The following is a 25,119-nucleotide window of genomic DNA, read 5'->3' as shown; positions in this document are numbered from 1 at the left end:
TATGCGCATTCGGTATCGCGGCGCTAACGATACCCCAGCCGGCTCACCTAGTCCGGTCGCGGGCATCGGAAATTTGAGAGGGCGCATCATCACCAAGCAAATCCCGATATAAACGGAGATGCGCCTCCACAACCCGTGCAACACCGAACTCCGCCTCCGCCTTCGCCCGCCCACATGCTCCCATCTGGGCCAAGCGCTCCGGGTTAGCCAGCAATCGTTCCATGGTATCGGCCAAGGCGTGTGAATTGCGTGCGGGCACCAACTCACCGGTCACGCCCGGGTCCACCGCAACTCGACACCCTACGGTATCCGTGGTAACAATGGCGCGGCCGGCGGCTGCCGCTTCTAAGAGCGCCTTTGGTACGCCTTCCCGATAGAACGAGGGCAATACGACCAAGCTAGCCGACGCCAGAACCGACGGCATATCATCCTGCTGCCCCCACCACTCCACAGGACCGTTAGCACGCCACTGTTCCAACATTCCCAATGGTACGGCGCTCGGATTCTGCGGATCCGGCGGACCTACTAGAGCGAACCGTGCCTGCACTCCCTTCTTACCCAGCATTCTGGCTGCTTCCGCGAACTCGCCAACACCTTTCTCCCAAAGCATCCGCGCCGGCATAACCACAATTGGTACTCCGTGCGGGAAGGATGTAGGCGCGAAAATATCGAGGTCCACACCCGAACCGGGGATAAGCAAATCCCGCCCGGGTGGGAGCGCGCCCATCGCCTGCAATGCTGCACGATCCCCCTCGTTTTGCACGATCACGCGGCCATTCGGATGCGCCAACGCCATCCGATAAAGCTGCTCCGCAAGTAACCGGCCGGGGCCGCGCCGTCCCTCAGCGAACAGAAAACCCATCCCGCTAATGGCGGCAACCATACCCGGAACGTGTGTGAGCCGCGCCGCTAGCCCCCCGTAAAGAACCGGCTTAATCGTCACCAAGTGCACAACGGCCGGGCGCAGACGCCGGAAAAGGCCAACAAGGGCGAACAACGAGCGCAATTCCTTCAGCGGGTTCACGCTGCTGCGCCCGAGCGGGATTTCGTGGTGGGTAAGCCCTGCCTCGGCGATACGCCCGGCATCGTCATCGCCAGGACCCGTGGCCACATGCACTTCGCAACCGGCATCCTGCGCCGCCAGCGCGACCGGAAGTCGGTGCGACAGAAAGAATCCCGGATCATTGACGACCATAAGAACCCGCCTGCTACCCACCCCTTCAGCCTTCTCTCTGCATCATCGGTTTCCGTGGCTATCAATATCTGTCGGCATTGCTGACCCTTTCCGTTACATCGCTTCCAATCTCGGCCCGAGGTTCATACCGCGCCCCCTGCTCTTCATTCCAAGCCTGGAACATCAACACATCCCACAAGTAGTAGTGCCAGCGCCGCACACCGGCGACGTGCTCCTGCCACATCCGGCGAATTGGTGCTGGTTCGAAAAAGCCCTCCTCCCGCAGGCGCTTCCCATCCAGCAACTCCTCCGCCCATTCCCGCAGCGGGCCACGCAGCCAGTGCTAAATGGGTAGGCCGAAGCCCACCTTGGCCGGTCCATGAGCTGCTACGGGACGTAGCGGTACAGCACCTGGCGCAGAAGCCACTTTTCCTTGATATTACGACACTTATACTCCGTTGGCACCCGCCAGGCGAACTCTACTAACCGATGGTTCGACATCGTAACGCGCGCCTCCAAGCTTACCGCCATGCCCGCCCCGTCCACATTGGTCAGAATGTCGTCGGGCAAGCAGATCATCATGTCCAGGTACATCATCGCGCGCTTGCCATGCAGATCCGGCTGCGCGCCAGTCTCGTCCAAAGGAGTGCGGGCTCAGGCGGGCCCAAACTACACAACATCAGGTCGCTAACGGTGAATACCAGCCAGCTCCACTTACATAGCCTTTCCTAGTGCATGTCTGGAGATTCGAGCTCCGACTCAGTCATCATTTGCTTTCAGCAAATTGCGGGTCAGACGCTCGGCAATGGCTGGCCACGTGTAGTGCATAGCTACCCATCCGCTGCCTTGCCGGTCTTCACACGCATCGGCTAGCGCGCGCTCCATCGCGGTAGCCATATCCACGGCATTCAAGGGGTCAAAAAACACGGCTTGGTCCGCCATAATCTCTTGGAACACCGAAATACGCGAACAGCATACCGTACAATCGCGCGCCCGCGCCTCGATGAGCGGCATGCCGAAACCTTCGAAGACTGAGGGGGACACAAAGACCCGGCTACTGTCATAATGCGCCATCAGCGCCGACTCGTCGCCAACGGACTCCAGGATTCCGATGTCCGATTGCATACCCGCTGCCTGAATTGCGTATTCGACCTCGTCGCGAGTACCGAGGTCGCGCCCAACGAGCCGCATTGTCAGACGCCGCTCTAGACGTCTCTGAAGCCTGGCGAAGGCCTCGACCAGTTTGAGATGGTTCTTGCGAGGCTCAAACGTCGCAATATAAAGGAAATCGGTTTCTTGACGCCGGCATCGAGGCGCTTCCACGAATGCACGACGGACTCCGTTGTAGGACACTGTGACTCGACTCGCCGCGACACCGCATTCGCTGACTAGCATATTGCGCGTAAAGTCGCTAACGGCGATCAGCCGCTGACAACGCCGCCACTGCCACGCCTGCCACCGACGTACAATGTCGCCGAAACGCCATCGCCCAAATCCTGTTGCACTTCGGACGTCGTGAACAAGCTGATAGTGGCAATGTTGGCGGAGCCCCATAAACGGCACGGGCATGAAATCTGAAATTACGACAGACGGCGATCGCCTCGCGAGCATCACGGAGAGCGTCAACCATTCACGGATCCGCCCTAGTACGCCCCCGCGCGCAGCACCCTTCAATTCCGAGCATTCGGCTCGAACCCCGCAACCGTCCGGGCACACCGTTGCCGTCAACCGGTGCCCCTCCGGGACGATTGCTTCCACCGGGCCCGGCCACCTCGAAGCCAGCTCGGCAGCGAGTTCCGCGAAGCGCTTATTCGCCCCCGTGACAACATCGTTACGGTAGTAAAGTGAGACCAGCAGCAAGCGCTTATCCGACACTTTGCGCGGCATGTGCATCAAAACTTATCTCTCGACAACGATAACCTCCCCGAACAACGAAATGGCGGAGCGAAGTACCGGACCCCGCCGCTGTCGCCTTTGACAAATTGCCCCGCTCCTCGCGCGGGCGCTTGTCATCCTAGTGTGGGTGCCGTAGCTCATCCTGCTCGACCGATGTCGGGGCATCATGCCGCAGGCCGGCATCACGGTCGGCCCGCGCAACCCAATCCACAATCGTCTACGCCGAGGGGTCAAACTCTTGGGCCAATTCCCACGGCGTATACCCGCTGCGCACCAGGTCGATCATCTCTTGCCGAAACTGCGCCGGCGGATACGGCGGTCAGCTTCGTGCCATCTTGACCTCCTACTCTCCCTCAAAGGGTCAAGTTTCCACCAAGCACGTCTACTTCCCGTCATCGCTACGTCTTGTGACCGCTACCTGCCCGTTCCCAGAAGACTCCAACGCGCCAATCACGGCCAAAACTACCCAAGCAGCCGGCTGAAAAAACGTTGCGGTAGCCAAATAATGAACCCCAGCGTAAAAAGAGACAAAGAGACCAACATCACTTAATGATGACGCACCCCTAAAATGCCGCAGTACTATCGTAAACAAAAAAAGAAGAATAAATGTTAAAGGTATTAACCCTCCTTGATATAACAAGGTTAGATACCAATTAATAGCACTTCCACCTATATCGGAAAGCCCACTTCCAAGACCCACCCCAAAAAAAGGCGTATCAGTTGGGCCAATTCTCTCTAACGTTTCCAATGCATTCTTAAAACGAGGCCCACTCCCGTATCTTTCCAGCTTATCAATAACCGAAAATTCGACTCCTGCCATTGGTCCAGCCGCAATTAACGCAATCCCCATCGCCAAACCAACTCCCCCGACTAACGCCGTCACTACAGTGCTTTTTCGGAAAAGCCCGTACCGTTGCCTTGCTTTCCGGATAAACCACTTACTTATAACCGCGGCAAACCCAATCACCGCCGCTACTAGCCCTGCGGTAGAAAATGCTAGCGCCCAAGCTACTATGGTTGCACACAGTACGATTACCCCCAGTTTGCGGGAGCATCTCCAAGCGAACCAGACTGCCAAAGCGCCAGCGCAAGCTAGGTAGAGCGCCAAGTTGAGTGGCTCCTCAGAGAGCCCGTACGCTCTAGGCCACCTGACTCCGAGCACGGTTGCTAACGCGTCTTCCTCTTTCAGCTTGCCAACCCATTGCCCGAGCTCTATATCACTAGTTGCAGCTAAAGCTACCTCTGTATAAACGTACAGAACTACTAAGGCTACACCAATCAGATTGCACCGCAGTACAGCCCCACCACCAAATTTGCCGTCTAAAAAGAATTTTGGTGCAAAGTAGAATCCAACAAAGACAAACGTATAGGCTGCTACGTAAGCGGGGTCCGTAGAGACTGGATTAAAGAACCAGCTCGCCACTATAGCCACAAGAAAAATGAGAAGAGCTATATCTTCCAATCGGAAAATACCGACTATTCTCCTCCCGGAATGAGTTACCGCCAAAACAAATAAAGACGGAATCAATAAGGCGCCAATCACTACGGGTGGGCGGATTACTGGGTTGCCTAGAACCACTCCATCCCACCCAATTACGATAAAAAACAACAGGAAGATAGATCGAAAAACCAAAGGGAGCCTATTACCCATATAAATGCAAGATATCTCCGGAAAATACCGAATAAAAGAGTCTTTTCGCAAAATACCGATAATTAAATTAAACCGCGAAGGCGCGTAATAGGCATCAGTTGTGGCGCAATGCGCGACTTCATTCAACAATTCAAGGAGCGTGACTGATGGACATTCGTCTGCATAAGAACCCTACGACGACCGCCGCGCGGTAGGAACACATCCAAGCCTCCACGAAAGTGAGTTCGCGAGATTGCCCGAGAGTTTGGGATCACCGAAGACACCGTTCGGCGTTGGTGCGGCCGGCAGAGTGTGGCTGATCACTCGCATACCCGCATCGACTGGATACGACGCTGACCGAGGCGCAGGACGCGATTGCCATCGAACTCCTACGCACGTTGAGAATCCCCCGACGACCTGCCACTCATCGCTCCAGAGTTCATGACCCCGGCAGCATCGCCTTGGGCGGTTCACCGTTTGCTCATGCGCCACAGTTTAAACCGGTTAAAGAACGCGATAGGCGCTGCCAAGCGCCCGGATTTACTTCGCCAAGAGCCCCGGAATCTTCCGGGATGTAGCCGCTAGCTCGATCTCAGCCGAAACGATGAAATCTCGAGGCCACGACCAATTGTTCATACAATCTCAGCCGTCTTCTGCTCTCACTTAGCATGCTCAGTACCATTTATGCTTAGAACTCTTACGCACCTTTTTTAGAGACCTCAACACTCTCCATGGGAGAATGCGGCAACATGCAATTTTAGCGAGAGATGAATAAAACTGATACTCCAAACGCCATTTAGAAAGGCCGTGCTTCTTTTGTATACGTCGCGTTTCAATGAATGTTTGAAGTCCACCGCTTGCGCCCCCATCGCGAAAATAGCCAACCGGTGATTCTATGCGAACGTACGGAACGGAATTTTCAAGTAAGCGCAAAAGGAAATCATAGTCAGCGCTAAGCTTATATGACTCGTCGAACCCCCCTAACTCCTCATAGACCTCGCGACGCACGTACATCCCTTGATGAGGAAACGGCATTTCGCGATACATGCGAGTCTCGAGTTCGTCGTCCGCGAGTGGCCTAACTTGCCCGTATATGGAACCGTCATCGCTCGCTAGATCCACCGGAGCACACGTAAAGCCAGCATCTGGGTGGCGAGTCAAGACATCGACTACGTCCGCGACTGCACTTGGGTAGATGACATCGTCGGCGTTAACTAGACCGATAATCTTGCCCATTGCCAGACCTATTCCCTTGTTCATGGCGTTGTATATGCCCGTATCGGGCTCGCTTTTCCAATAGTCAATTGTGTCTTCATTCTCGCGGATAAAATCGACTGTACCGTCGGTGGAACCACCGTCGATCACAATGTATTCGATATTCCGATAGTGCTGTCGTCGCACACTTTCAAAGGACGTTTGGAAGTGCTCTCGAGCATTAAAGACGACAGTGACGATGCTCACTAGCGGGTATTGCTGGGTACAATAACTCGCCATGCTTCAATGCACCATAGTGTTCTTGACAAACCAAGCATACACATCCGTTAGGCCATCGATTAGTTTCACACTCGGATGCCATCCCACGCGCTTAAGGCGTGCCACATCTAGCAATTTCCTCGGCGCTCCATCCGGCCGACTGGTGTCGAAAACAAGTCGCCCTTCGTGACCCACCACCCATTGGATGGTCTCCGCGAGCTCTTGGATGGTGCAATCCTCTCCCGTCCCCACGTTGATATGCGAACACATGGGCTCGACCTGTGCCTGCCAAGCTTCCTTGGACAAGGTCATCACATACACCGAGGCGGCAGCCATGTCGTCTACATGCAGAAACTCCCGGCGAGGCTGACCACTGCCCCAGATCACCACCTCCTCGTCTCCATTCCGCACCGCTTCATGGAAGCGCCGGATCAGTCCTGGGATCACGTGACTGTTTTCCGGATGAAAGTTGTCATACGGCCCATAGAGGTTGGTCGGCATGACACTGCGGTAATCAGTCCCGTGCTGGCGGTTGTAGCTCTCGCACAGCTTGATCCCGGCGATCTTGGCGATTGCGTAGGGCTCGTTAGTCGGCTCCAGCGGTCCGGTCAGCAATGCCTCCTCAGCCATGGGCTGGGCCGCGTCACGAGGGTAGATGCACGACGATCCGAGGAAGAGCAGCTTCTCCACCCCGGCTTTGTAGGCGGCGTGGATAACGTTGGTCTCGATAACCAGGTTGTCATGGACAAAGTGGGCCGGGTAGGTACTGTTGGCGCGGATTCCCCCTACCTTGGCGGCGGCGAGATAGACTTGATCAATCCGCTCGCTCTGAAAAAAGGCGTTCACGGCCTGTTGATCCAGCAAGTCCAACTCGTCGCGTGTACGGGTGATGATATCGGTATAGCCCAGCGCCTCCAGCCTGCGCACGATCGCACGACCTACCATGCCGCGATGGCCGGCCACGAAGATCCTCGGTTCCTGCTCAGCCATGCTGGTTCTCCAATGCAATGGGCAATTCCAAGCCGTGCTTCTTGAGTAAGGCGTTGCGACGTGCATCCTTGAGATCTTCCGCCACCATTTCGGCACACATCTCTTCCAGCGTAGTCTCCGGTACCCATCCGAGTTTCTCTCGTGCCTTTGTCGGGTCACCCAGGAGCGTTTCAACCTCAGTGGGGCGGAAGTAGCGGGAATCGACACATGCGATCACGTCAGCCACCTCTACAGCCGGCGCCGACGCCCTATCTCGTACCGAATCCACCACGGCAATCTCCTCTACCCCCTCGCCTTCGAAGCGCAGACCGATGCCCAACGCCTTGGCGCTCATGGCTAGAAAGTCACGCACCGAGACTTGGCGCCCCGTCGCAATCACAAAGTCCTCGGGGTAGTCTTGTTGCAGCATCATCCACTGCATGCGCACGTAATCGCGGGCGTGACCCCAGTCGCGAAGGGCATTCATGTTGCCGAGGTAGAGGCACGATTCCAGTCCCTGCGCGATATTGGCAAGACCACGGGTAATCTTCCGGGTGACGAAGGTCTCGCCCCTCCGGGGTGACTCGTGGTTGAAGAGGATGCCGTTGCAGGCATACATCCCATACGCCTCACGGTAGTTGACCGTCATCCAGTAAGAATAGAGCTTGGCCACGGCATAGGGGCTTCGGGGATAGAAAGGTGTCGTTTCGCTCTGCGGTGTTTCCTGTACCAAACCATACAGTTCCGAAGTGCTAGCTTGGTAGTAGCGCACCTTCTTCTCCATGCCGAGCAGGCGGATCGCCTCCAAGATGCGTAATGTCCCCAGAGCATCAACATCGGCCGTGTACTCCGGCGATTCAAAGCTTACCGCGACATGGCTCTGAGCGGCGAGGTTGTAAACTTCGTCGGGCTGGACCTCCTGCAAGATCCGAGTCAGGTTGGAGCTATCGGTGAGGTCACCGTAGTGGAGGATGAAGCGTTGGCGCTCCGCATGCGGATCCTGGTAAATATGGTCTACCCGCTGAGTATTGAACGAGGAAGCGCGGCGCTTAATGCCGTGGACCTCGTAGCCCTTTTCCAGCAGGAATTCGGCGAGGTAGGAGCCGTCCTGGCCGGTGATGCCCGTGACAAGTGCCTTTTTCATGCTGTATCGCTGCCTTCTAAAACATTTCCGTGCATAGCATTCCATGCGTTCTCAGTTATGGCCTCCAGTCTGATGCGCTGAGGCACCTACCCGAGGTCTCTTTCGGCAGCCTGAGCATCAGCCAATGGAACAGTCGATCGTGCGCCTGGGGCTATCTCTCCAGGCATGGGGCGGCCGGTAAGCGTCGAAGAATTACGCCGAATCTACATCGGACCACAGCCAACCCAAGCGGCTACGCAACGTCCGCGGCGATAGCGCTTGCCGACTAACCTGGCCTGCATCTAGAAAGCTCGGATAGCACGGCGGCATAATTGCCACGCACACTTCGAGTCCGCCGGACCATAGTATTGCGCCATTTCGGTTTATCTACCGCTGCCGGTGAACGTCGAGTGAAATTGACCGTGTTAATGACTATCCGCGTACCCGGCTCGCTGCCGCCTACTTCAGCGCGCTGTTGAACCGCCCGCCGGGTAGACCTTGGCTGAAGGTGTTCATCCTAGGGTAGCTACCGATCATCCCGTGCCTGACCCGGCGTCGAGCCAGGACAAGAGCCTTCGCCTGACTGATCGCCTGCCACGGGTTAAGACTCATCAGCGCAGAGGCAAGAAGCGTGGCTTGCGGTGCTAGGTAACCATGCCGCGCCGCCTGCACCACGTGCTCGTTCTCGTATTGGGTCCGGTCACGAAACGTGGGCGGGAAATCACGCGCAAGTGCGTCGTACCGGTCCCGAACAAGCATATTTACGCCATTCCACCATCCCCGACGCATCTTCTCCAGCTCCGAAGCATCGGCGTTCTTCGGGTGGCAGCGAGTATAGGCTTCATAGAAGAGCTTGTACTCCGGGTTCACGGCCAGAAAGTCCCGGTTCGCCTGCCGGACGTGGCGATAGTTGCTGTCGTCCACCACAATGATTGCCCGCTCGCTCAGGTAAGGCCGGATCAGCTCTAGGCACATAAGCTGACTGCGATAGTCATGGGGGCCGTCGACGAAGTAGACGCCCACCCGCCGTTGGCCGATATGGTCTGTGAGCACCTCTAGGGCATCCTCGTAGTCGGCGTTAATCACCCTCGCATTCTCTGCCGCGTTGTCAGCCGCCCGCCGCTGCACCAGCGCCTCGTTTTCGCCGTCGGGATCGAACTGGGCGAAGTTGTCGATACCGTAGACGGGCACTGCCGGCGCAGCGGCGGCCACCGACACCAGGGTCAACCCTTGGAAAACACCCACTTCCAAGTAAGCCCCACCATCGTGGCCGTCCTGGTACCGAGCAAAACGCTGGAGCGCGCCCACCAGCTTGTCTCCGGAGTATCCGGTCAACCCACGGGCCTCGGCCAGGAGGCCGTGCGCTTCGGCATCGGCAATCAGCTCGGCCAGGGCGCTGAAATGGCTGTCTTCCATCCGTGATCCTCGGTCGGTTCGTTCATGCATCGCCCGCTGGGGCTCCGGACGCCTGGGAAGGGTCCGGCAACCGCGCCGCGGCATGGGAAAGATAAATAGAGAAGAATATAACGGCCGTTGCCATGAAGGCGAAGGCGGCCAGCGTGGCGTAGGCGGCCCCCATGATGCCGAACTGCGGGATCCACAGCACGTTGAGCACTATGTTGGCAAGCGCCGCCAGCAAGGACATAGACGCCAGGGTCTTCATGCGGGAGAACACGTAGAGCTGCCCGCAGAAGATCTTGCGAACCCCTTCCAGTCCATAGGCCAGGCAAACCACGGGAACCACGGCTGCCGCATTGGCGTAGGCGGCCGGATACATGAATTCGAAAGCGTGGCTGGCCGCGTACCCGTAAACCAACGCCGAAACCACCGAGGCCAGTGCATACAGCGACTGTGGCGCCAGCATTCGCCGCAGGCTGACCCCTTCGGAGGTGACCCGCCGGAAGAAATAGGGATTCCAAGCCTTCAACAGCGCGTCATGCGCCACACCCAGCACCAGCCCCAGCGTGTAGGCCGCTGTATACGCGCCAACGGCCGCCACGCCCTGCATATCCATGAGGATGAACCGGTCGATGGCGTTCACCAAGGCGAATCCGATTACATGGAAGGTAAGCGGAAACAAGAAACCGAAGGCTTCGCGTAGCCGTTGCGGACGAAGGCGCGCCAGTGAACGCAGTCCGTGGAAGCCGAAAAGCCCGGCGGCTAGAGCCGTGGAAACCCCAGCGCCCGCACACCAGACGACGAAGTTGCCCACCGCCATCGCCTCCCAGGAGCGCAGCCAATAAACCAAAGGCAACGACACCGCCAGATAGCCCACGGCCAGTACCAGCTGGCTGATAGCGTACTGGAGGGAGCGACCGCTCGACATCAGCAGGCTGTCGGGAATCAGCTGGAGCCCGCGTCCCAAGGACAGAACGGCGACTGCCGCGGCGAAGCCCAGAGCTACTTCGCGAGGCACCGGCAATAGGGCGTGACCGAGGACCAGCAAAGCAATTATGACTAAAAAGGTAGTCGCCAGGATCTGATACAGCGCCGCGATGTGATCGCCGAAGGCGCCTTCATCCTGATGATAGTGCTTGATCACATAGATATCGGGGCGCAGCCCTACATAAACTGAGACGATTCCGACCGTGACCATTATCGTGCCAACCAATCCGTACTCGTCGGGCGGCAAGACATTGGCGTAAACCACCATTAGGATGAACGGCACCCCCCTGGCAACCAGGGTGGCTGCCAAATAGATGAGCCCGTTTACACCAAGTGTCCGCGCCTCACTCATCGAGAAAGTCGGGAAGCGGCTTCCTAGGCAGGATCTCCAGCTTGCCGCCCTCGGTGCAGTTATAGAGGCTGCGGCCCGCCTCTTCGTAGACCTGTAGCGCCTTGAAGTAGGCCATCTCGCTCTCGACCAGATCCGGCAGCTGCCACTTCACCCCGGCGAAATAGTTCGGGTCGAAGTGGTTAGGATCCGACTCGCCGCCGGTCACGGTCTTGTTGGCCGGCCCCTTGGTGGCGAAGTTGTGATCGCAGCCCACCAGCGCCACCTGCTGAAAACCCAAATGGAAGGCTACCTGAAGCGCCACGTAGGTCACGGTGTGGCCCTGGAACAGGCTCATGGAAACGTCGCGGGCGAACGTGCCGTGGAGGGGGGTGGAGTTCAGGTAATAGACGTTGCCACGGGTCTTCAGGCCCTGCCGGACCGCCATGGAGTCCATAAACAACGGGGTGTCGGTCTCGTTAAAGAACGCCAGATTCTGCTCGATCACCAACCGGTTGACGGAGACGATGGAGCTGGGCCGGTGATCGGTCTTGTCGTAGAGCATATTGATTTTGTTAAGGCCGAAGGTATACACACGGCTAGCGCTGAGGCGGTCGAAGTCCACCTTCAGCAGGGATGGGCCGTTGCACAGGATTACAGCCTTCTCCCCGCGGTGGGTGTCCCGAAGCCTCTTCAACCGGCGCCGAGCCTGCCAAGACCGGGGATCCAGGTCCCACGCCAGGCGGAGGGCGATCAGCATCGCGGCGTTCCGGTAGGGGTTAACAGTACCGCTCATGGGTGCTCCTTTATGGATCAAACGGGGTCGTGCAGCCGCCCTGCAATGCCCCCGGTGAGGTCAACGACCGCGCCATTCTGGAAGGGCACCTCGCCACCGGCCAGGAACAGCGCCAGGCGTGCGACCTCAGCCGGCGTGCCGATACGGCCGGTGGGATGGCACGCCGCCAGGGCGTCATAGGCCTGGCTCTGGTCCTCGAAGCCCGCGCGCAGCATGGGCGTATCGATGGCGGCCATGCTGATGGCATTGACCCGCACCCGCGAGCCCAGCTCCACCGCCAGGGCCCGGGTCATCGTCTCCAGCGCACCTTTGCTGGTGGCATAGGCGGCAAAGGCCGGCTTGGTCTGGCGGGCGTGGATGGAGCCGATGTTGACCACGCTGCCACCGGCGGATGACAGCCGCTCCAGGCAGGCCTGCACTAGCGCGTAGGCCGCGGTGACATTGACATCCAGCGTCCGGCGGAACTCGGCCACGGATAACGTCTCCACCGAACCCAGCTGCTGTATCGCGGCATTGTTAATCAGCACCTTCAGGGGGCGCTCGCCCAGGGCCGCCAGTATGGCTTGCGTAGGGGCGTCGCCCGCCGGCGCCGCCAGCTCCGCCAAGTCCAGCCGGAGCGCGGCGTCAGCCTCTGGAGAATCTGCACGGTCGACGCCCACGACGAAATAGCCCATTTCCCTGAACGCCGCTACCAGCGCCTTGCCGATGGCGCCCGCGCTGCCAGTGATGATGGCCGCGTCCGTCATGGGTTTTGCAGGAACCCTTCCACCAACTCGATGGCCTTGTCGCTGGCCCGAAACACCCCTTCCTCCGTATTGGAGCCGTTGTGGGAGCCGAACACGCAATACGGGTGCTTCCGCAACGGGCTGTTCATAGGCAGCGGCTCCAGCTCGAACACATCTAGGGCCGCCGATTGTACCTGGCCGGATTCGAGCGCCTCGATCAGGGCCTGCTCGTCGATCAACGGACCCCTCGCCACGTTCACCACGCGAACCCCCTGCTTGCAGCGCTCCAGCACGCCAACATCCAGCATGTGGCGGTTGGCCGCCGTCAGCGCGCAGGTGAAGACCAGGAAATCGCACTCCTCGACGCCTTCCGGCCACGAGAGCAGCCGCATGCCGGGCGGCAGATCGGCGGACGAACGCGCGGGGTCGTAGACAATCACGTTCAGCTCGCAGGCCTGGAGCCGACTCACCGTGGCCCGACCGATGTCGCCGTAGCCGACCACAGCCACCGTCTTACCCGTCAGGGAGATACCCCTCGGCTTCGGCCAGCCGCCTTCCCGGACCCCGCGATCGATGGCGAAGGTATGCCGGGCCAGGGCGATGACGTAGCCCAGCGCCACGTCCGCCACCTCCGCACCGAACATCTGCGGTGTGTTGGCGAAGGCCAACCCCAGCTCCGCACAGACGTCCCGGTCCACATTGTCGACACCCACGCCCCACTTCACGGCCACCCGCAATCGGCCCTCGGCGCCGGCCGCCAGCACGCGCCGGGTCGCGGGGTCGTCGCCGATGATCCAGGCGTCGAACTGCGGCACCAGCTCCATGAGCTCCGCCTCCGACAGGGTCTGGGCCACATCCGGGCAGTGCACGTCGAAGCCGCGCTCGCGCAGCCGCGGCAGGAAATAATCCTTCTTGCCCAGCATGGGCGGGCAGGTGATCAGCAGCCGCTGCATCAGTGCTGCTCCAGGCCGTAGCGGGCCAGCGCCTCGGCCATGATCCAGTCCTCGGGCTCGTCGATGTCCACCGACTCCAACTTGGGCGTCTCGTACATCATGGGCGCCGCGCCGATCCGCGCCCCGGTGCGGGCGAAGCTCTCCCGCGTGAATAGGTACAGGCAGGAGTTTTCCTCCAGCCAGGGCTCCAGGTCCTGGGTTCGCAGCAGCACATTGGGATCGTGATTCACAGCGCTGCCGTCCTCCCGGTAGAAGCGGGTCTGGATCCGGTTAACCGTGAACAGCGAGTCATACCGCTCGCTGGCCGCCAGGAACTGATTCATGGCGTCTCGCGCGGTCGCCGCGGAGAGCAGCGGGTTGGTGGTGTGGGTCATCAGGTACAGGTCCGCCGGCACCGCCGCAATGTCATCCTCGATAATGCGGTTCATGCTGACCATATCACCCTGCAGGGCCTCATGCCGGTCGCGGACCATCACCCGGTCGGATTCCTCCAGACCGTTTTCCCGCAGGATCGCCCGCGCGTCGGTGTTGACCACGACCTTGTCGATCGACTCCAAGGACAGCAGCGAATCCAGCATCCACCGAAACAGCGGCTTACCGGCCAAATCGCGGAAGTTCTTACCGCGCACCCGTTCGCTGTTGGCCTTCATCGGCAGCAAGGCTACCTGCGTCATGCTTTGTCTCCACGGCGGTGACGTTTGGGTAGAAGTAGCGCATCTTCATTGCCTTTGAGAGTTTGCGATGCTCGTGGTTGCCACGGTAAGCCCCCCAGTACTGCATCAGCCGGAAGCGCAGAATATCGCCCACATTACCGAGCAGGACACCCTCCCGCCGCGCCGCGCCCAGATCGGCGGCCACGCCGGAGAGATAACACCACACGAAATCCAGCAGGCTGAAGTGCAACTCCGGCAGAATGTTACGTAACGCCACCGCCTCGCGCTCATAGCGGATGCGCACCTGGGTCCAGGTCTCGTCATGGATATGATGCACCGGCGCCTGAGCCACGTATGCCACGTGCCCGCCGTCGGCCACGACCTGCTTGGCCAAGTACATGTCCTCCAAGCCGGTGAGCTCCTCGTTGAACTGGTAGCGGGACCAGGCCCGGCGGGTTACGGCAGCATTGGCGTTGTTGCAGAAATAACCCTGCTGCGGGATGCTCGACTCCGCCGGATAGTACTTGCGGAACAGCATGTCCTCGCTGAACTTGGTGGTATCGCGGCCGGTCTGGCGCCCGTAGACGTAGTCGGCCAGCCCTTCCCGCAAAGGCCGCAGCAGCTGGGCCAGCCAGTCCGCGGTGGCCGGTATGCAGTGGCCGCTGACGAAGACCAGATACTCCCCGTCGGCAAACTCACAGCCCCGGTTCAGGGACCGGCCGAAGGTGAACTCCGACTTATCGATGGTCGTGATCCGGCAGCCGTAGCGCTTGGCAATATCCAGCGTCCCGTCCGTGGAGCCGGAGTCCACCAGCACCACCTCCACGTCGAAATCCGGCGTGTGCTGATCGGCAATGGCACTCAGCAGCTCCTCCAAGTGCCTGGACTCGTTCAGCGTCCGGATTACGATACTAGCCAAATGCGTCATCGGCTCATTACTCGCTGCCATTGGGCGGATTCAGATGCACGGCAAAAACGGCGCCGGCCAAGGGTTGAGCCTCCAGCTCAGCATCCGTCAGACCTTCGCGCGCGGAGGTTACATATAGCAAGCGCCCATCGCCACCACCGAGCGCACAGCTGGTTGGCCGGGAAACGGGCAGATTCAGGGCATCGTACGCCTCTCCCCGCATGTTGTATGCGACCAAACGCCCACCATCCCATTCAGCGTTGATCACCGCCGTCTCGTCCACCAAGGCGGAGCCGTCGGGCACCCCGCTCGAGCCCGTTGCCTTCGCCATCCACGGCTCGCCACCACTCAGCGCACTATCGTGGAGCTGGTAGCGGACAATCCGTCGGTCAAAGGAATCGCCGATGAGGGCGTACGCCCCACCAGCAGGGAACAGGAAAGTATTAGGTATACCTACGGGGCCGCCCACACGCTGGACGGACAGGTTCGGCGAGACCCGGTACAACGCTCCACCTTTTCTCACAGGCTCGCGCAGCATGGTACCGAACCAGAAGCTACCGTCCGGCGCCTCGCCACCGTCATTGCTGCGCGTGTCTGGCTGATCCGCCTCTACTTCAACGACAGTGCGGTAACGACCGTTGTCCAGGTCAAGCTCGCCAACCCCCTCGTCGGTGGCCAAGTAGACCCGTTCCCCGCTGACCTTCCATATGACGCTAGGCATGACCGGTAGTCGGTAGGTCTCATACGCTTCACCGGCGCCGACGAACACGTTGGCACCGAGGATATCCACCCACAGTAAACGCCGGCCGGCACGATCCCAGAACGCCCCCTCGCCCAACCCATTTCGGGTTTCATACGCAACGGAGCACCGCACATTCGCGAGTCTCGGCAATCGGTTGTCTCGTTGCTCCACGCTGAGTCCTTAGAATTCCAGAACAAGCCCAGAAGGTTAGCGGCAACGCTTTAGCGGATAAACCGGTTCTCACCAAGGTGGCACCAGACTCACCTTACCCAATTACGGTCAAGCCACCGTTACTAGCCAGCCCAGTAGCGAAGGGAGTCAGATGTGCAATCCAACACTGGCTGGCACAACACATACCACGATGCGCCTGAGGATCACTACACCAGTGGCACGGGTAGCGAGCCGTTGCGGAAAGGGGGACGCAACTCCAACCAGATCGTCATTGAATCGCTCGATGCCGAGCTCAGGCGGCCGCGCGAGGAGATCGACTACCACCCCACCTCAAGGACCAGCGCGAGCTGTTCGCCTCGGTCATCGGTACCGGAGAGGTCGCCGCGCGCTGCCTCACGTGGCTTTTCAGCGCCCCGACCGTATCGCTCGCATTCTCCAACGGCGCGAGCAACGGGCGTTTAGTCCCGTTCTCTGGGAATGTCGGGGCTGAACCACTCCCACAGAATGATTGGCTCTCCTACCTGGGGATCAGCTCTGGAAGAGATCGCTAGTTACCTCATTCCTACGGTGGCCGCGATCCTAATTGCTGCTCACTTTGGGTTCGGCGGTAGCGCCGAGCGTTACTGACGAACTCCCAGAAGAAGGCCGCGAACAGGCCGAGCATGCCGGCGAGGACAACCGATAGCGCGATGATGAGGCTTCGGCTTGGGCCAACGGGCGAGCTTGATTTCCTGGCAACCCCGAGGGCGTCCATGGGCTCCGCGCTCTCCCAGATCGTTTCCAGCATGCTCTGGGCGTCCAGCCGTTGCAGCCGTGCCTGGCGTAGCTCGCGGCGCACGTCGCCGAGCTGCTGCGCAAACACCATGGCGCGCACGCCATCGCCCCGGGCCGATGCCTGGGCCAGACGCTCGGTTTCTGCCTCAAGCTCGGTTATCTGTTCGCCGAGTAACTCCGCTCTCTCCTCGAACGGGCGAGCGCCGGTCTGTACGGCGCTCTCCAGCGCCGCCTCCTGCTGTGCTTGAAAGGCCTCGATGATCGCCTGATGGAGTTGCGTGACGGAATCTGACGCATCGGGCCCGGCCGTCGAGGTCAATGAGACCGTCGGGTTAGTGCCGGACACGCTGACCTGGAGGCGCGACATCGCATCGTTGTCGCCGGCAAGGCGGCCGCGTACTTCAGGGATCAGCACCTGCTCCAGCTCCCGCTGGACGGAATCAACAGGCACAACAGGGACCGCCTCGCCGTTGCCACCACCAGCGTCACTTGCCGGGTTGTGGTACTCGGGCAGCTGGGCCAGCTCGATCTGGGAGCGATAGGTGTATTCAATCGGCTGGCTGAAGGCGTATACCGCTCCCACGACGATGACCAGCAACGCGACACCGATCAGCACCGGCAGGCGCCGCATGAGGACATCCCACAGATCGTAGAGGCTGATTTCGTCGTCGTGTGTGTGGTGCTCGGCGGGGAAGTCGGCATCGCCGCGGGCTGGATAGCGGCCGCTGCGCGGGGTGTTGTGGTCTTCTTCCATGGCGTCCCTGGCTGGCTTTCATTATGGCTGGCTGGGTACGGGTTTGCGGCGTGAGCTTGTCAAGCTCGCATTTGCTGTCCGGACACGCTACCGCCTGGGGTGGTGCTCCCCAAGGGCTGGTCGCTGCCGGTCATTGTAGCTACGCAGGGCCGCCCCTAGGGGTTCCTGCACAGGCCAACATGCTGCCGGCTCTCGGCCAGGTCGGCCTCGAGCTGGGTGATCTCGTCCTGGAGTTGTTGGCGCTGCTGTTCCTTGCGCCGGATGAACACGGTGGCCAGTGCCGATTTCTCCAGCAGGCCGAGCCTGCTGATGCTGTAGCGCTGGCGTCGGCCCTGCCCGAGCTCCGTGACCACCACCAGCCCGCGCTCGACGAGCTGCTGAAGGCCGGCGTTGACGCGCCCCACGCTGACGCCGAGCGCCCGCGCCAGAGACCGCTGGCTGGTCTCGGGGCTGGCCTGGATGGCCTTCAGCAGAGCGTAACGAAGCTCTTCGGGTGGCACGTTCGTCCCCGCGTGTTCAGCGGCTGAACATGGGGCGGTATTGAAACGCAGGTCCCCCCGGCTTGCAAGGAACGGTGTCACGGAAAACTAACTGCAGGCGTTGGGCCGGTTCACCGGCCCTCGCAGCAGGCTCGATGGGCACAGCGGGAAGGGTTTGTGTGTCGGGGCTGAAGCCCCTCCTACAGCGCTTCTCGTAGGTCTTTTTTTAGCGTTGTGGGTGGGGCTTTGGGGCTGGTGGCCGGGAGCGCTCTGCGACGGTCGCGACTTACGTCGCTCCTACGGTGGCTGCGGTTGCTCCTATGCGCTGTGGTTCCGTACCGGCGTATTACGTTGCCGCGCGTATGCTGCGGGCGAAGGCGAGCAGGTCATCCAGGTGATTGTCGACGATATCGCGGACCACGGCGACATCCACCTCCTGGTATCCGTGGACCAGGATGTTGCGGAAACCGGCCATGGCATAGAGCGACTCCGCCAGGGGCGGTTCCACGAGACCCGCCCGGCGCAGGCTTTCGAAGAGCGCCCGATTGGTCTCGGGCTCGCCCAGTCTGCGCATCGACACCACGTGTGACGCCGCGTCCAGGGCGGACTGGATGGCGAGCTGAAGGGTGTGCTCGACGAAGCGCGTCTCGCGCACGTCATCACCGATGCGCTCGGGCCGGGCAAGCTCGCGCAGTTCGCGGACACATGTCTCGATGAACGCGAGTTTTTTTTCCAGAAGATCGGCGTCGGTCATGCGCTCCCTGCCCTTCGATACGCCTGAATATACGGCAGCAGGTCAAAGTACCGGTTGCGCGCATCCACCTCGAAGGCGATACGGCGCCCGGGGTCGGGGTCCAGCAGGAGCCGGCCTTCCCGCAGAACCCGGTGAACGAGGTCCACCGGCGCGGCTTCCAGGTCGATGAGCTCGACCTCGTACCCCGTGTGCTCTTCGAGCTCGCCTCGCAACGCGACGGCCGGGCCCATCAGCCGGCGCGGCTGGGCGTCGCGGAACAGCACGGCCAGATCGATGTCGCTGTCCGGCCGCTCTGTGCCCGTGGCGCGGCTACCGAACAGGTAGGCGCAGGCGATTTCGTCGGCGTGCGCTTCCAGGATGGCTTGAATGCGGGTTGTCAGGGCGTCGTTGTCCATGGCGGTTTCTGCCGCGTGGGTCTGCGGCCAGGGTAGCATGACCGGCGCTGAAGCACCGTCACATCGCCTTTCTCCCGAACAATTGCTCTGCAACGGTCGCGACTGAAGTCACTCCTACGGCGTTACGGCGGAGGTTGGGTGGGTGGCTGGATTGTGCGCAGGATGGCGTGGAGGGCGTCGACGCCGTCGGTGAGGGCCGCCGGGCCGGGCTGGAGGATGAGGGAGGACTTGATCTCGAACAGGGCGTTGTTGCGGATGGCCGGGACATCCGCCCAGGCGTCGATGGCGCGCAGCCACTCGGGCCGGAACTTCTTGCCGCACCAGGAGCCAATGATGACCTCAGGCGCCCGGGCGGCGACCTCGTCCGCGTCGGCGATGATGCGGCTGCGGGCGTCCGCGGCGCCGGCGCAGTCGGCGAAGCAGTCGATGCCGCCGGCGACGGCGATGAGCTCGCTCACCCAGCCGATGCCGCAGATCTGCGGGTCGTCCCACTCCTGGAAGTACACGCGCGGGTGGTGCGGCAGTGCCTCGCCGGCGGCGCGCACGCGGGCGAGGTGCGCCTCCAGCTCGCCGGCCAGGGCATCGGCCGCCTCGGCGGCATCCACCATGCGGCCGAGGCGCCGGATCATGGCGAGGATGCCGGCCACCGTGCGCTGGTTGAACACGTGCACCTCCACCCCGGCGCGGATGAGCGCGGCGGCGATGTCGGCCTGCATGTCGGAGAAGCCCAGCACCAGGTCGGGCTCCAGCGCCAGGATGCGGTCGATCTTCGCCGAGGTAAACGCGGAGACCTTCGGCTTGTCCCTGCGCGCCTGCGGCGGACGCACGGTAAACCCGGAGATGCCAACGATGCGGTCCTCGCGGCCGAGGCGGTAGAGGGTCTCGGTGGTCTCCTCGGTGAGGCAGACGATGCGGTGGTAGCCGGTTCGGGTCGTCAATACCACCCCCGGTACTTACAGGAACGCTGCGAACAGGCGCTGGAGCTGGCGGAAATCATCCAGGTCGCGGGTGAGGAAGCGGTGGACCTGCTGGCGGTCGATATCCAGGTAAGCGTGTACCAGGATGTTGCGGAACCCGATCATGCGCAGCCAGCGGCTTTCCATGTCCGCGTCGATGTAGCCCTGCTCACGGAAAACGCGAGGGATGTCGCGGCTCTGATTGACCGTACCGAGCTGCTCGTCCGCGATCACGTGGCTCCCCATGTCCAGCACGCTCTCAAGGGCGAGCTGCAGGAACCGCTCGGCGCTGCCATAGCGCTCCGGATCGGCCAGAAAGGTATCCTCGGAGTACGCTGCCAGGCGTTCCAGAATGGCGATATACTCGGCCAACCGCTCCAGCCGGCGGCGGATGACTTCAGGCCGGACCACCGCGCAACCTCCGCTGTAACGCCTCTCTCTGGATCTGCAGGTAGGGCTCGAAGTCGAAATACTCCCGCAGAGCCAGGGAGTAGTAGCTGCCGCGGTCGAACTCCGGTGTTGTATACACCAAGCAGTTGGGGCGTACGGCCTCGAAGCGCAGCGCCGGATCGGCACCGTCGAGCAACACCAGATCGACATTGTCCAGCCCCGCGCGCGCCAGATCCGCGAGGATATCGAGCTTCCGCTCGCCCAGCCGGTCCCTGGGCCCCACGAGAGCGATGTCGACGTCACTGCTCCCGGTGGGCGTGCCCGCGGCGTGCGAGCCGAACAGGAACGCGGCGGAGACATCCGGATACCCCCGGAGCACCGGGGTGACGATGCGCTGGATTGTCTCAGTGGTGAGCATGATGCGTAGCGCTAGCGGTCCGGTTTGAATAGCACGATAGCACAGGTGGCGACATGCCATCGCCATGCAGCGCGTCGCGCCAGGGTTCATGGGTTTTTATCGTATGTATTGAAGGCAACCGCGCCGCGTGGTGTCGAGCACCGTCATGCGTCAAGGAGACGGAGGGGGTGCATGCCTACGCGGCGGACTCGGGAACGGCCTGGCGCAGCCAGGCCAGGAGGCGGTCGGCGCACTGCTGCCAGCCGGGCTCGATCATGAACATGTGGCCGTGGCCGGGGAACTCCTCGAAGGCGGTGCCGTGGTAGCGGGCGATGTCGCGCACCATCTCCGGGGTGGTGGTGCGGTCCTCGGCACCCACGGCCGTGAGCATGGGAAAGCGCACGTGGCTGAGGTCCGCCTCGATACTGCCCTTGAGCACTTCCATGGCGACGGTGGCGGATTCCGGCTGCAGCTGCTGCCACAGCTCCTTCTGCTGCGCCGGCTCGAAGCAGTTGAACAGCGACGCGGCGGCCACCCGGTAGCTGGGCTTGATGGCCTTCTTGCGCACCATCGCCGGGATGACGCGCAGGCTGTGCAGGGCCATGCGGAGGTTCATGGGCGGGTTGCGGAACTTCACCCCGGCCACCGGCGCGGGCGCCGCGAACACGGCGGCGTGCAGCGGCGCGTGCTGCGCCACCACCTGGGCGATGGCCCCGCCCATGGAATGCCCCACGAGGATCACCGGCCCCAGGGCCTCGATGACGCCCTGCACATCCTCTACGTAGTCGCGCAGGGAGACCTTGCCCAGCTCCGGCAGCGCCGGGTTCGGCCCGTGGCCGCGGAGGTTGACGGCGTGGCAGCGGTAGCCGTGCTTGGCGAAATAGCCCATGAACCCATGCCAGTACCAGGAGCCGCCGCTGGAGCCGTGGACGAACAGGATGCGCGGCCCATCGTCGCCGATGCGGTCCACGGCCAGGCCGTTGAGGGTCTCCTGGGTGATCTCTGCGGGCATATTCGCCTCCAGCGCAATGTGCCCGCAGTATCTACTCCGCGGCCAGCGGTGTCGACCGCAGGCGGAACGTGCCCTCGCCCATGGCGATGAGCTCGCCGTCGGCGGAGAAGACCTCGCCGGTGGCCGCGAAGATGCGCCGGCCGCCGGCGCGGCGGCGCCCCACGGCGCGGATGGTGCCGCCGCTCACCTGGCCGGTAAAGCTTACGGTGAGCGACAGGGTGATGCAGCCGCGCCGGTCCGCCGGGTCGGGGCTGTAGCAGCCGGCAAAGCCGCACACCGCGTCGATGAGCGTGGACAGCACGCCGCCGTGGAGGACGCCGCTGCGGTTGAGGTGCCGGGCGTCCACGTCCAGCACCAGCTCGGCCAGGTTCTCCTCCCAGCGGGCAAGCCGGTGGCCGACCAGCTCGTGGAATCCCTCCCCGGTGACCTGTCCGAAGGCGTCCGGGTTGTTCGATTCGTCAGCCAAGAGGCCTCCCTTCGTTCACACGTCGCCGGCGGCGATCATGGCGTTGAGCTTGCCCTTGAGGATCTTGCCCGTGGGTGTGGCCGGCAGGGCCTCCATGATCACCACCTCCGACGGGCGCTTGTACGGCGCCAGGCGCTCGGCGGCGAAGGCGCGGATGGCCTCGGCGGTGGCCTTGCTGCCGGGGGCGAGCTGCACGTAGGCGACCACCTCCTCGTTGCCCTCCACGGGACGGCCCACCACGGCGGACAGGGTCACGTCCGGGTGCGCGGTGAGTACCGCCTCCACGTCCGGCGGGTAGACGTTGAACCCGGAGCGGATGATGAGCTCCTTGGTGCGGCCGACGATGTACAGGTTGCCGCGCTCGTCGACCCGCGCCATGTCGCCGGTGTTGAGCCAGCCGTCGGCGTCGACGACCTCGGCGGTGGCCTCCGGCCGCCGGTAGTAGCCCTTCATCACCGTCGGCCCGCGCACCCACAGCTCGCCCACCTCGCCCTCGGCCACCGGCTTGCCGTCGTCGCCCTGGAGGCGGTAGCTCAGCAGCGGCAGCACCGGGCCGCAGGAGGTGTCGTCCAGCGGATCGTCCAGCCGTGTCTGGGAGATGGTGGGGGCGGACTCGGTGAGCCCGTAGCCGTTGTGCAGCCGCAAGCCGAAGGCCTGCTCGATGCGCTCCTTCACCGCCGGGTCCAGCGGCGCACCTCCCACGGACATGTAGCGCAGATCCGGCGCCTGCAGCGACTCGCCCCGGGTATTCAGGTACTCCAGCAGGCGCTGGAACATGGCCGGCACCCCCTGGAGCACCGTCAGGCCGTCGTGCGCCAGCGCACGGGCCAGCGCCGCCGGGTCGAAGCGGGCCTGGAGCTGGAGCGTGGCGCCGGCGAACAGCGTGCCCAGGAACATGCTGGACAGGCCGAACACGTGCGAGATGGGCAGCACGCCGTAGACGCGGTCGGCCGGCGCCAGCGCACGCAGGCCGCCGGAGACGGCGGCGACGAAAAGCATGTTGCGGTGGCTGAGCATCACGCCCTTGGGCGTGCCTGTCGTGCCGGAGGTGTAGATGAGCGTGGCCACCTGCTCGGCGCCGGCCGCGGCCACCGGCTCGGGCTCCACGTCCTGCACCGGCCCCAGGGCGATCTCGCCCAGCCGCGGCGACACCACCCGCTCGGCGCTGCGGGCATCCGCCAGGGCGCCCGCGGCGTCGGGCGAGGCCCCGGTGGTGAACACCTGCAGCCGCGGCCGGCAGCTCTCGGCGATGGTGTCGATCTCGGCGCCGGACAGCCGGGCGCTGACCACGGCGCACCAGGCGTCCATCTCGCTGGCGGCGAGAATGCTGGCCACCAGCGCGCGGCTGTTCTCATTGAGCACCATGATGCGGTCGCCGGGGCGCACCCCGGCCGCCGCCAGGCGCTCGCGCATCTCGGCCACGGCCTCGGCCAGGTCGGCGCAGGTCCAGACCACGTCGCCGTCGACGATGGCCTCGGCATCCGGCGTCTCCCGGGCCCAGGCCAGCGGCGCGTGGCTGATGCGCTCCGGGAGCGCGGCGACGATCTCGCTGGCCCAGCGGCCGCGGATCGTCTCGTCGGGCATGGTTCGTTGGCTCATGGGTGGGGGTTTACTCCATCAGCTCCTTCGCCATGTTGCGCGCGATGACGATCTGCTGGATCTGGCTGGTGCCCTCGTACAGGCGGAACAGGCGCACGTCGCGGTAGAAGCGCTCCACCGGGTACTCGGAGATGTAGCCGGCGCCGCCGTGGATCTGTACCGCCCGGTCGGCCACGCGGCCCACCATCTCGGCGCAGAAGAGCTTGCAGCACGAGGCCTCGGTGCTGACGCGCTCGCCGGCGTCCTTCTTGCGCGCGGCCTCCAGGACCATGGAGCGGCCGGCGAAGGCCTCGGCCTTGCTGTCCGCCAGCATGGCCTGGATGAGCTGGTGCTCGGCCAGGTGCTTGCCGAACTGCTTGCGCTCGGTGGCGAAGCGCAGGGCCTCGTCGATGAGCCGCTCGGCGACGCCGGTGCACACCGCGGAGATGTGCAGCCGCCCGCGGTCGAGGACCTTCATGGCCGTCTTGAAGCCCTGCCCCTCCTGGCCGCCGATGAGCGCGCTGGCGGGCACCCGGGCGTCCTCGAAGATGACGTCGCAGGTGTGCGAGCCGGCCTGGCCCATCTTCTTGTCCGGCTTGCCCAGGGTGATGCCGGGGGTGTCAGCATCCACCAAGAACGCGGACACGCCGGAGGCGCCCTTCTGCGACGGATCGGTGCGCGCCATGAGGGTGAACACGCCGGCATACGGGGCGTTGGTGATGTAGCGCTTGGTGCCGTTGATGACGTACTCGTCGCCGTCGCGGATGGCGGTGGTCTTCACCGAGCCGGCGTCGGAGCCGACATCCGGCTCGGTGAGCGCGAACGAGCCGATGAGCTCGCCGGTGGCCATGCGCGGCAGGTAGTGCGCCTTCTGCTCCTCGGTGCCGTCCATGATGATGCCCTGGGAGCCGATGCCGTTGTTGGTGCCCATGATCGAGCGGAACGCGGGCGAGGTCTGGCCCAGCTCCAGGGCCACCAGGACCTCCTCCTCCATGGTCAGGCCCAGGCCGCCGTACTCCTCGGGGATGGACAGGCCGAACAGGCCCAGGTCCTTCATCTCGTCGACGATGTCCTGGGGGATGCGATCGTTCTCGGCGACCTCCTGCTCCCGTGGGACAAGACGCTCGCGCACGAAGCGGCTGATCGTGTCGAGGAGCGTGTTCAACGTCTCCTGGTCTCGGATCATGGGTCTATCCTCTTCACATGGGACGCAGTGCGATAATTACAGGCACACTGGTA

Annotated in this window: 27 protein-coding genes and 1 pseudogene; 1 reads left to right on the top strand and 27 read right to left on the bottom strand. The window is 62.4% G+C overall.

Translation table 11 applies throughout. The annotated features are described in order from the left end of the window. Nucleotides 1-43 precede the first annotated feature (43 nt). From QWY84_RS09445 to QWY84_RS09425, 5 genes are all read right to left on the bottom strand, one after another. Entirely contained in the window at nt 44-1,195 is a 1,152-nt protein-coding gene (locus QWY84_RS09445; RefSeq protein WP_290202336.1) for a glycosyltransferase family 4 protein, read from the bottom strand. 61 nt (nt 1,196-1,256) lie between these two features. Then, on the bottom strand, nt 1,257-1,478 hold the full coding sequence (locus tag QWY84_RS09440; RefSeq protein ID WP_290202335.1) for an asparagine synthase-related protein: 222 nt from the start codon (nt 1,476-1,478) through the stop codon (nt 1,257-1,259). A gap of 83 nt (nt 1,479-1,561) precedes the next feature. After that, on the bottom strand, nt 1,562-1,816 hold the full coding sequence (locus tag QWY84_RS09435; protein ID WP_290202334.1) for an asparagine synthase-related protein: 255 nt from the start codon (nt 1,814-1,816) through the stop codon (nt 1,562-1,564). A 117-nt stretch (nt 1,817-1,933) separates the two neighbouring features. Beyond that, nucleotides 1,934-3,067 carry a glycosyltransferase gene (locus QWY84_RS09430; RefSeq protein ID WP_290202333.1) on the bottom strand — a complete coding sequence of 378 codons (1,134 nt, stop codon included), beginning with the start codon at nt 3,065-3,067 and terminating at the stop codon, nt 1,934-1,936. A gap of 385 nt (nt 3,068-3,452) precedes the next feature. Continuing rightward, the gene (locus tag QWY84_RS09425; RefSeq protein ID WP_290202332.1) at nt 3,453-4,847 is read right to left on the bottom strand and encodes a class I SAM-dependent methyltransferase; all 1,395 of its coding nucleotides are present in this window, start codon (nt 4,845-4,847) and stop codon (nt 3,453-3,455) included. A gap of 99 nt (nt 4,848-4,946) precedes the next feature. Here QWY84_RS09425 and QWY84_RS20090 point away from each other — a divergent pair. Beyond that, nucleotides 4,947-5,057: pseudogene (locus QWY84_RS20090) on the top strand (hypothetical protein); the annotation flags it as partial. A gap of 315 nt (nt 5,058-5,372) precedes the next feature. Here the strand turns inward: QWY84_RS20090 and QWY84_RS09420 are convergent. The 22 genes from QWY84_RS09420 to QWY84_RS09315 all read right to left on the bottom strand — a co-directional run bounded on the left by QWY84_RS09420 (nt 5,373) and on the right by QWY84_RS09315 (nt 25,066). Further along, nucleotides 5,373-6,161 (bottom strand): glycosyltransferase family 2 protein, encoded by a 789-nt coding sequence (locus tag QWY84_RS09420; RefSeq protein WP_290202331.1) that lies wholly within the window; start codon nt 6,159-6,161, stop codon nt 5,373-5,375. A gap of 36 nt (nt 6,162-6,197) precedes the next feature. Further along, the gene (gene fcl, locus QWY84_RS09415; protein WP_290202330.1) at nt 6,198-7,163 is read right to left on the bottom strand and encodes a GDP-L-fucose synthase; all 966 of its coding nucleotides are present in this window, start codon (nt 7,161-7,163) and stop codon (nt 6,198-6,200) included. Beyond that, entirely contained in the window at nt 7,156-8,286 is a 1,131-nt protein-coding gene (gene gmd / locus QWY84_RS09410) for a GDP-mannose 4,6-dehydratase (RefSeq protein WP_290202329.1), read from the bottom strand. Before gmd ends, fcl begins: the two co-directional genes overlap by 8 nt. Nucleotides 8,287-8,724: 438 nt before the next feature. Then, nucleotides 8,725-9,681 carry a class I SAM-dependent methyltransferase gene (locus QWY84_RS09405; RefSeq protein ID WP_290202328.1) on the bottom strand — a complete coding sequence of 319 codons (957 nt, stop codon included), beginning with the start codon at nt 9,679-9,681 and terminating at the stop codon, nt 8,725-8,727. Nucleotides 9,682-9,703: 22 nt separating this feature from the next. Then, nucleotides 9,704-11,002, bottom strand: a complete 1,299-nt coding sequence (locus QWY84_RS09400) for a lipopolysaccharide biosynthesis protein (protein WP_290202327.1) — start codon at nt 11,000-11,002, stop codon at nt 9,704-9,706. Further along, nucleotides 10,995-11,774 carry a 6-hydroxymethylpterin diphosphokinase MptE-like protein gene (locus QWY84_RS09395; RefSeq protein ID WP_290202326.1) on the bottom strand — a complete coding sequence of 260 codons (780 nt, stop codon included), beginning with the start codon at nt 11,772-11,774 and terminating at the stop codon, nt 10,995-10,997. Before QWY84_RS09395 ends, QWY84_RS09400 begins: the two co-directional genes overlap by 8 nt. 17 nt (nt 11,775-11,791) lie before the next feature. Continuing rightward, nucleotides 11,792-12,520 carry an SDR family NAD(P)-dependent oxidoreductase gene (locus tag QWY84_RS09390; RefSeq protein ID WP_290202325.1) on the bottom strand — a complete coding sequence of 243 codons (729 nt, stop codon included), beginning with the start codon at nt 12,518-12,520 and terminating at the stop codon, nt 11,792-11,794. Next, on the bottom strand, nt 12,517-13,452 hold the full coding sequence (locus QWY84_RS09385) for a phosphoglycerate dehydrogenase (RefSeq protein WP_290202324.1): 936 nt from the start codon (nt 13,450-13,452) through the stop codon (nt 12,517-12,519). The genes QWY84_RS09390 and QWY84_RS09385 overlap by 4 nt, the downstream gene beginning before the upstream one ends. Continuing rightward, nucleotides 13,452-14,126, bottom strand: coding sequence for an acylneuraminate cytidylyltransferase family protein (locus QWY84_RS09380; protein WP_290202323.1), 675 nt, complete (start codon nt 14,124-14,126; stop codon nt 13,452-13,454). Before QWY84_RS09380 ends, QWY84_RS09385 begins: the two co-directional genes overlap by 1 nt. Beyond that, nucleotides 14,071-15,033 (bottom strand): glycosyltransferase family 2 protein, encoded by a 963-nt coding sequence (locus QWY84_RS09375; RefSeq protein WP_290202322.1) that lies wholly within the window; start codon nt 15,031-15,033, stop codon nt 14,071-14,073. Before QWY84_RS09375 ends, QWY84_RS09380 begins: the two co-directional genes overlap by 56 nt. A 7-nt stretch (nt 15,034-15,040) precedes the next feature. Continuing rightward, on the bottom strand, nt 15,041-15,925 hold the full coding sequence (locus QWY84_RS09370; protein ID WP_290202321.1) for an SMP-30/gluconolactonase/LRE family protein: 885 nt from the start codon (nt 15,923-15,925) through the stop codon (nt 15,041-15,043). 562 nt (nt 15,926-16,487) lie between these two features. After that, nucleotides 16,488-17,453: a Wzz/FepE/Etk N-terminal domain-containing protein gene (locus QWY84_RS09365; protein ID WP_290202320.1), complete on the bottom strand. Its 966-nt coding sequence runs from the start codon at nt 17,451-17,453 to the stop codon at nt 16,488-16,490. A 155-nt stretch (nt 17,454-17,608) separates the two neighbouring features. Then, nucleotides 17,609-17,953, bottom strand: coding sequence for a winged helix-turn-helix transcriptional regulator (locus QWY84_RS09360; RefSeq protein WP_290202319.1), 345 nt, complete (start codon nt 17,951-17,953; stop codon nt 17,609-17,611). Nucleotides 17,954-18,278: 325 nt separating this feature from the next. Next, the gene (hepT, locus tag QWY84_RS09355; protein WP_290202318.1) at nt 18,279-18,686 is read right to left on the bottom strand and encodes a type VII toxin-antitoxin system HepT family RNase toxin; all 408 of its coding nucleotides are present in this window, start codon (nt 18,684-18,686) and stop codon (nt 18,279-18,281) included. After that, nucleotides 18,683-19,081: a type VII toxin-antitoxin system MntA family adenylyltransferase antitoxin gene (gene mntA / locus QWY84_RS09350; protein WP_290202317.1), complete on the bottom strand. Its 399-nt coding sequence runs from the start codon at nt 19,079-19,081 to the stop codon at nt 18,683-18,685. Before mntA (QWY84_RS09350) ends, hepT (QWY84_RS09355) begins: the two co-directional genes overlap by 4 nt. A gap of 122 nt (nt 19,082-19,203) precedes the next feature. Beyond that, nucleotides 19,204-20,019, bottom strand: coding sequence for a cobalamin-binding protein (locus tag QWY84_RS09345; protein ID WP_290202316.1), 816 nt, complete (start codon nt 20,017-20,019; stop codon nt 19,204-19,206). Nucleotides 20,020-20,034: 15 nt separating this feature from the next. Next, nucleotides 20,035-20,448 (bottom strand): type VII toxin-antitoxin system HepT family RNase toxin, encoded by a 414-nt coding sequence (gene hepT, locus QWY84_RS09340; protein WP_290202315.1) that lies wholly within the window; start codon nt 20,446-20,448, stop codon nt 20,035-20,037. Next, nucleotides 20,435-20,845 (bottom strand): type VII toxin-antitoxin system MntA family adenylyltransferase antitoxin, encoded by a 411-nt coding sequence (gene mntA / locus QWY84_RS09335; RefSeq protein ID WP_290202314.1) that lies wholly within the window; start codon nt 20,843-20,845, stop codon nt 20,435-20,437. The genes hepT (QWY84_RS09340) and mntA (QWY84_RS09335) overlap by 14 nt, the downstream gene beginning before the upstream one ends. A 175-nt stretch (nt 20,846-21,020) precedes the next feature. Beyond that, entirely contained in the window at nt 21,021-21,836 is an 816-nt protein-coding gene (locus tag QWY84_RS09330) for an alpha/beta fold hydrolase (protein WP_290202313.1), read from the bottom strand. Between the two features lie 31 nt (nt 21,837-21,867). Then, nucleotides 21,868-22,302, bottom strand: coding sequence for a PaaI family thioesterase (locus tag QWY84_RS09325; protein ID WP_290202312.1), 435 nt, complete (start codon nt 22,300-22,302; stop codon nt 21,868-21,870). Nucleotides 22,303-22,317: 15 nt separating this feature from the next. After that, nucleotides 22,318-23,901: a class I adenylate-forming enzyme family protein gene (locus QWY84_RS09320; RefSeq protein WP_290202311.1), complete on the bottom strand. Its 1,584-nt coding sequence runs from the start codon at nt 23,899-23,901 to the stop codon at nt 22,318-22,320. A 10-nt stretch (nt 23,902-23,911) separates the two neighbouring features. Further along, on the bottom strand, nt 23,912-25,066 hold the full coding sequence (locus QWY84_RS09315) for an acyl-CoA dehydrogenase family protein (RefSeq protein ID WP_290202310.1): 1,155 nt from the start codon (nt 25,064-25,066) through the stop codon (nt 23,912-23,914). Nucleotides 25,067-25,119 lie beyond the last annotated feature (53 nt).

It is taken from the genome of Aquisalimonas lutea (assembly GCF_030409225.1).
GTDB lineage: Bacteria > Pseudomonadota > Gammaproteobacteria > Nitrococcales > Aquisalimonadaceae > Aquisalimonas > Aquisalimonas lutea.
The sequence above is the reverse complement of the archived record's forward strand: the minus strand, read 5'-3'. Positions and strand labels throughout refer to the sequence as shown.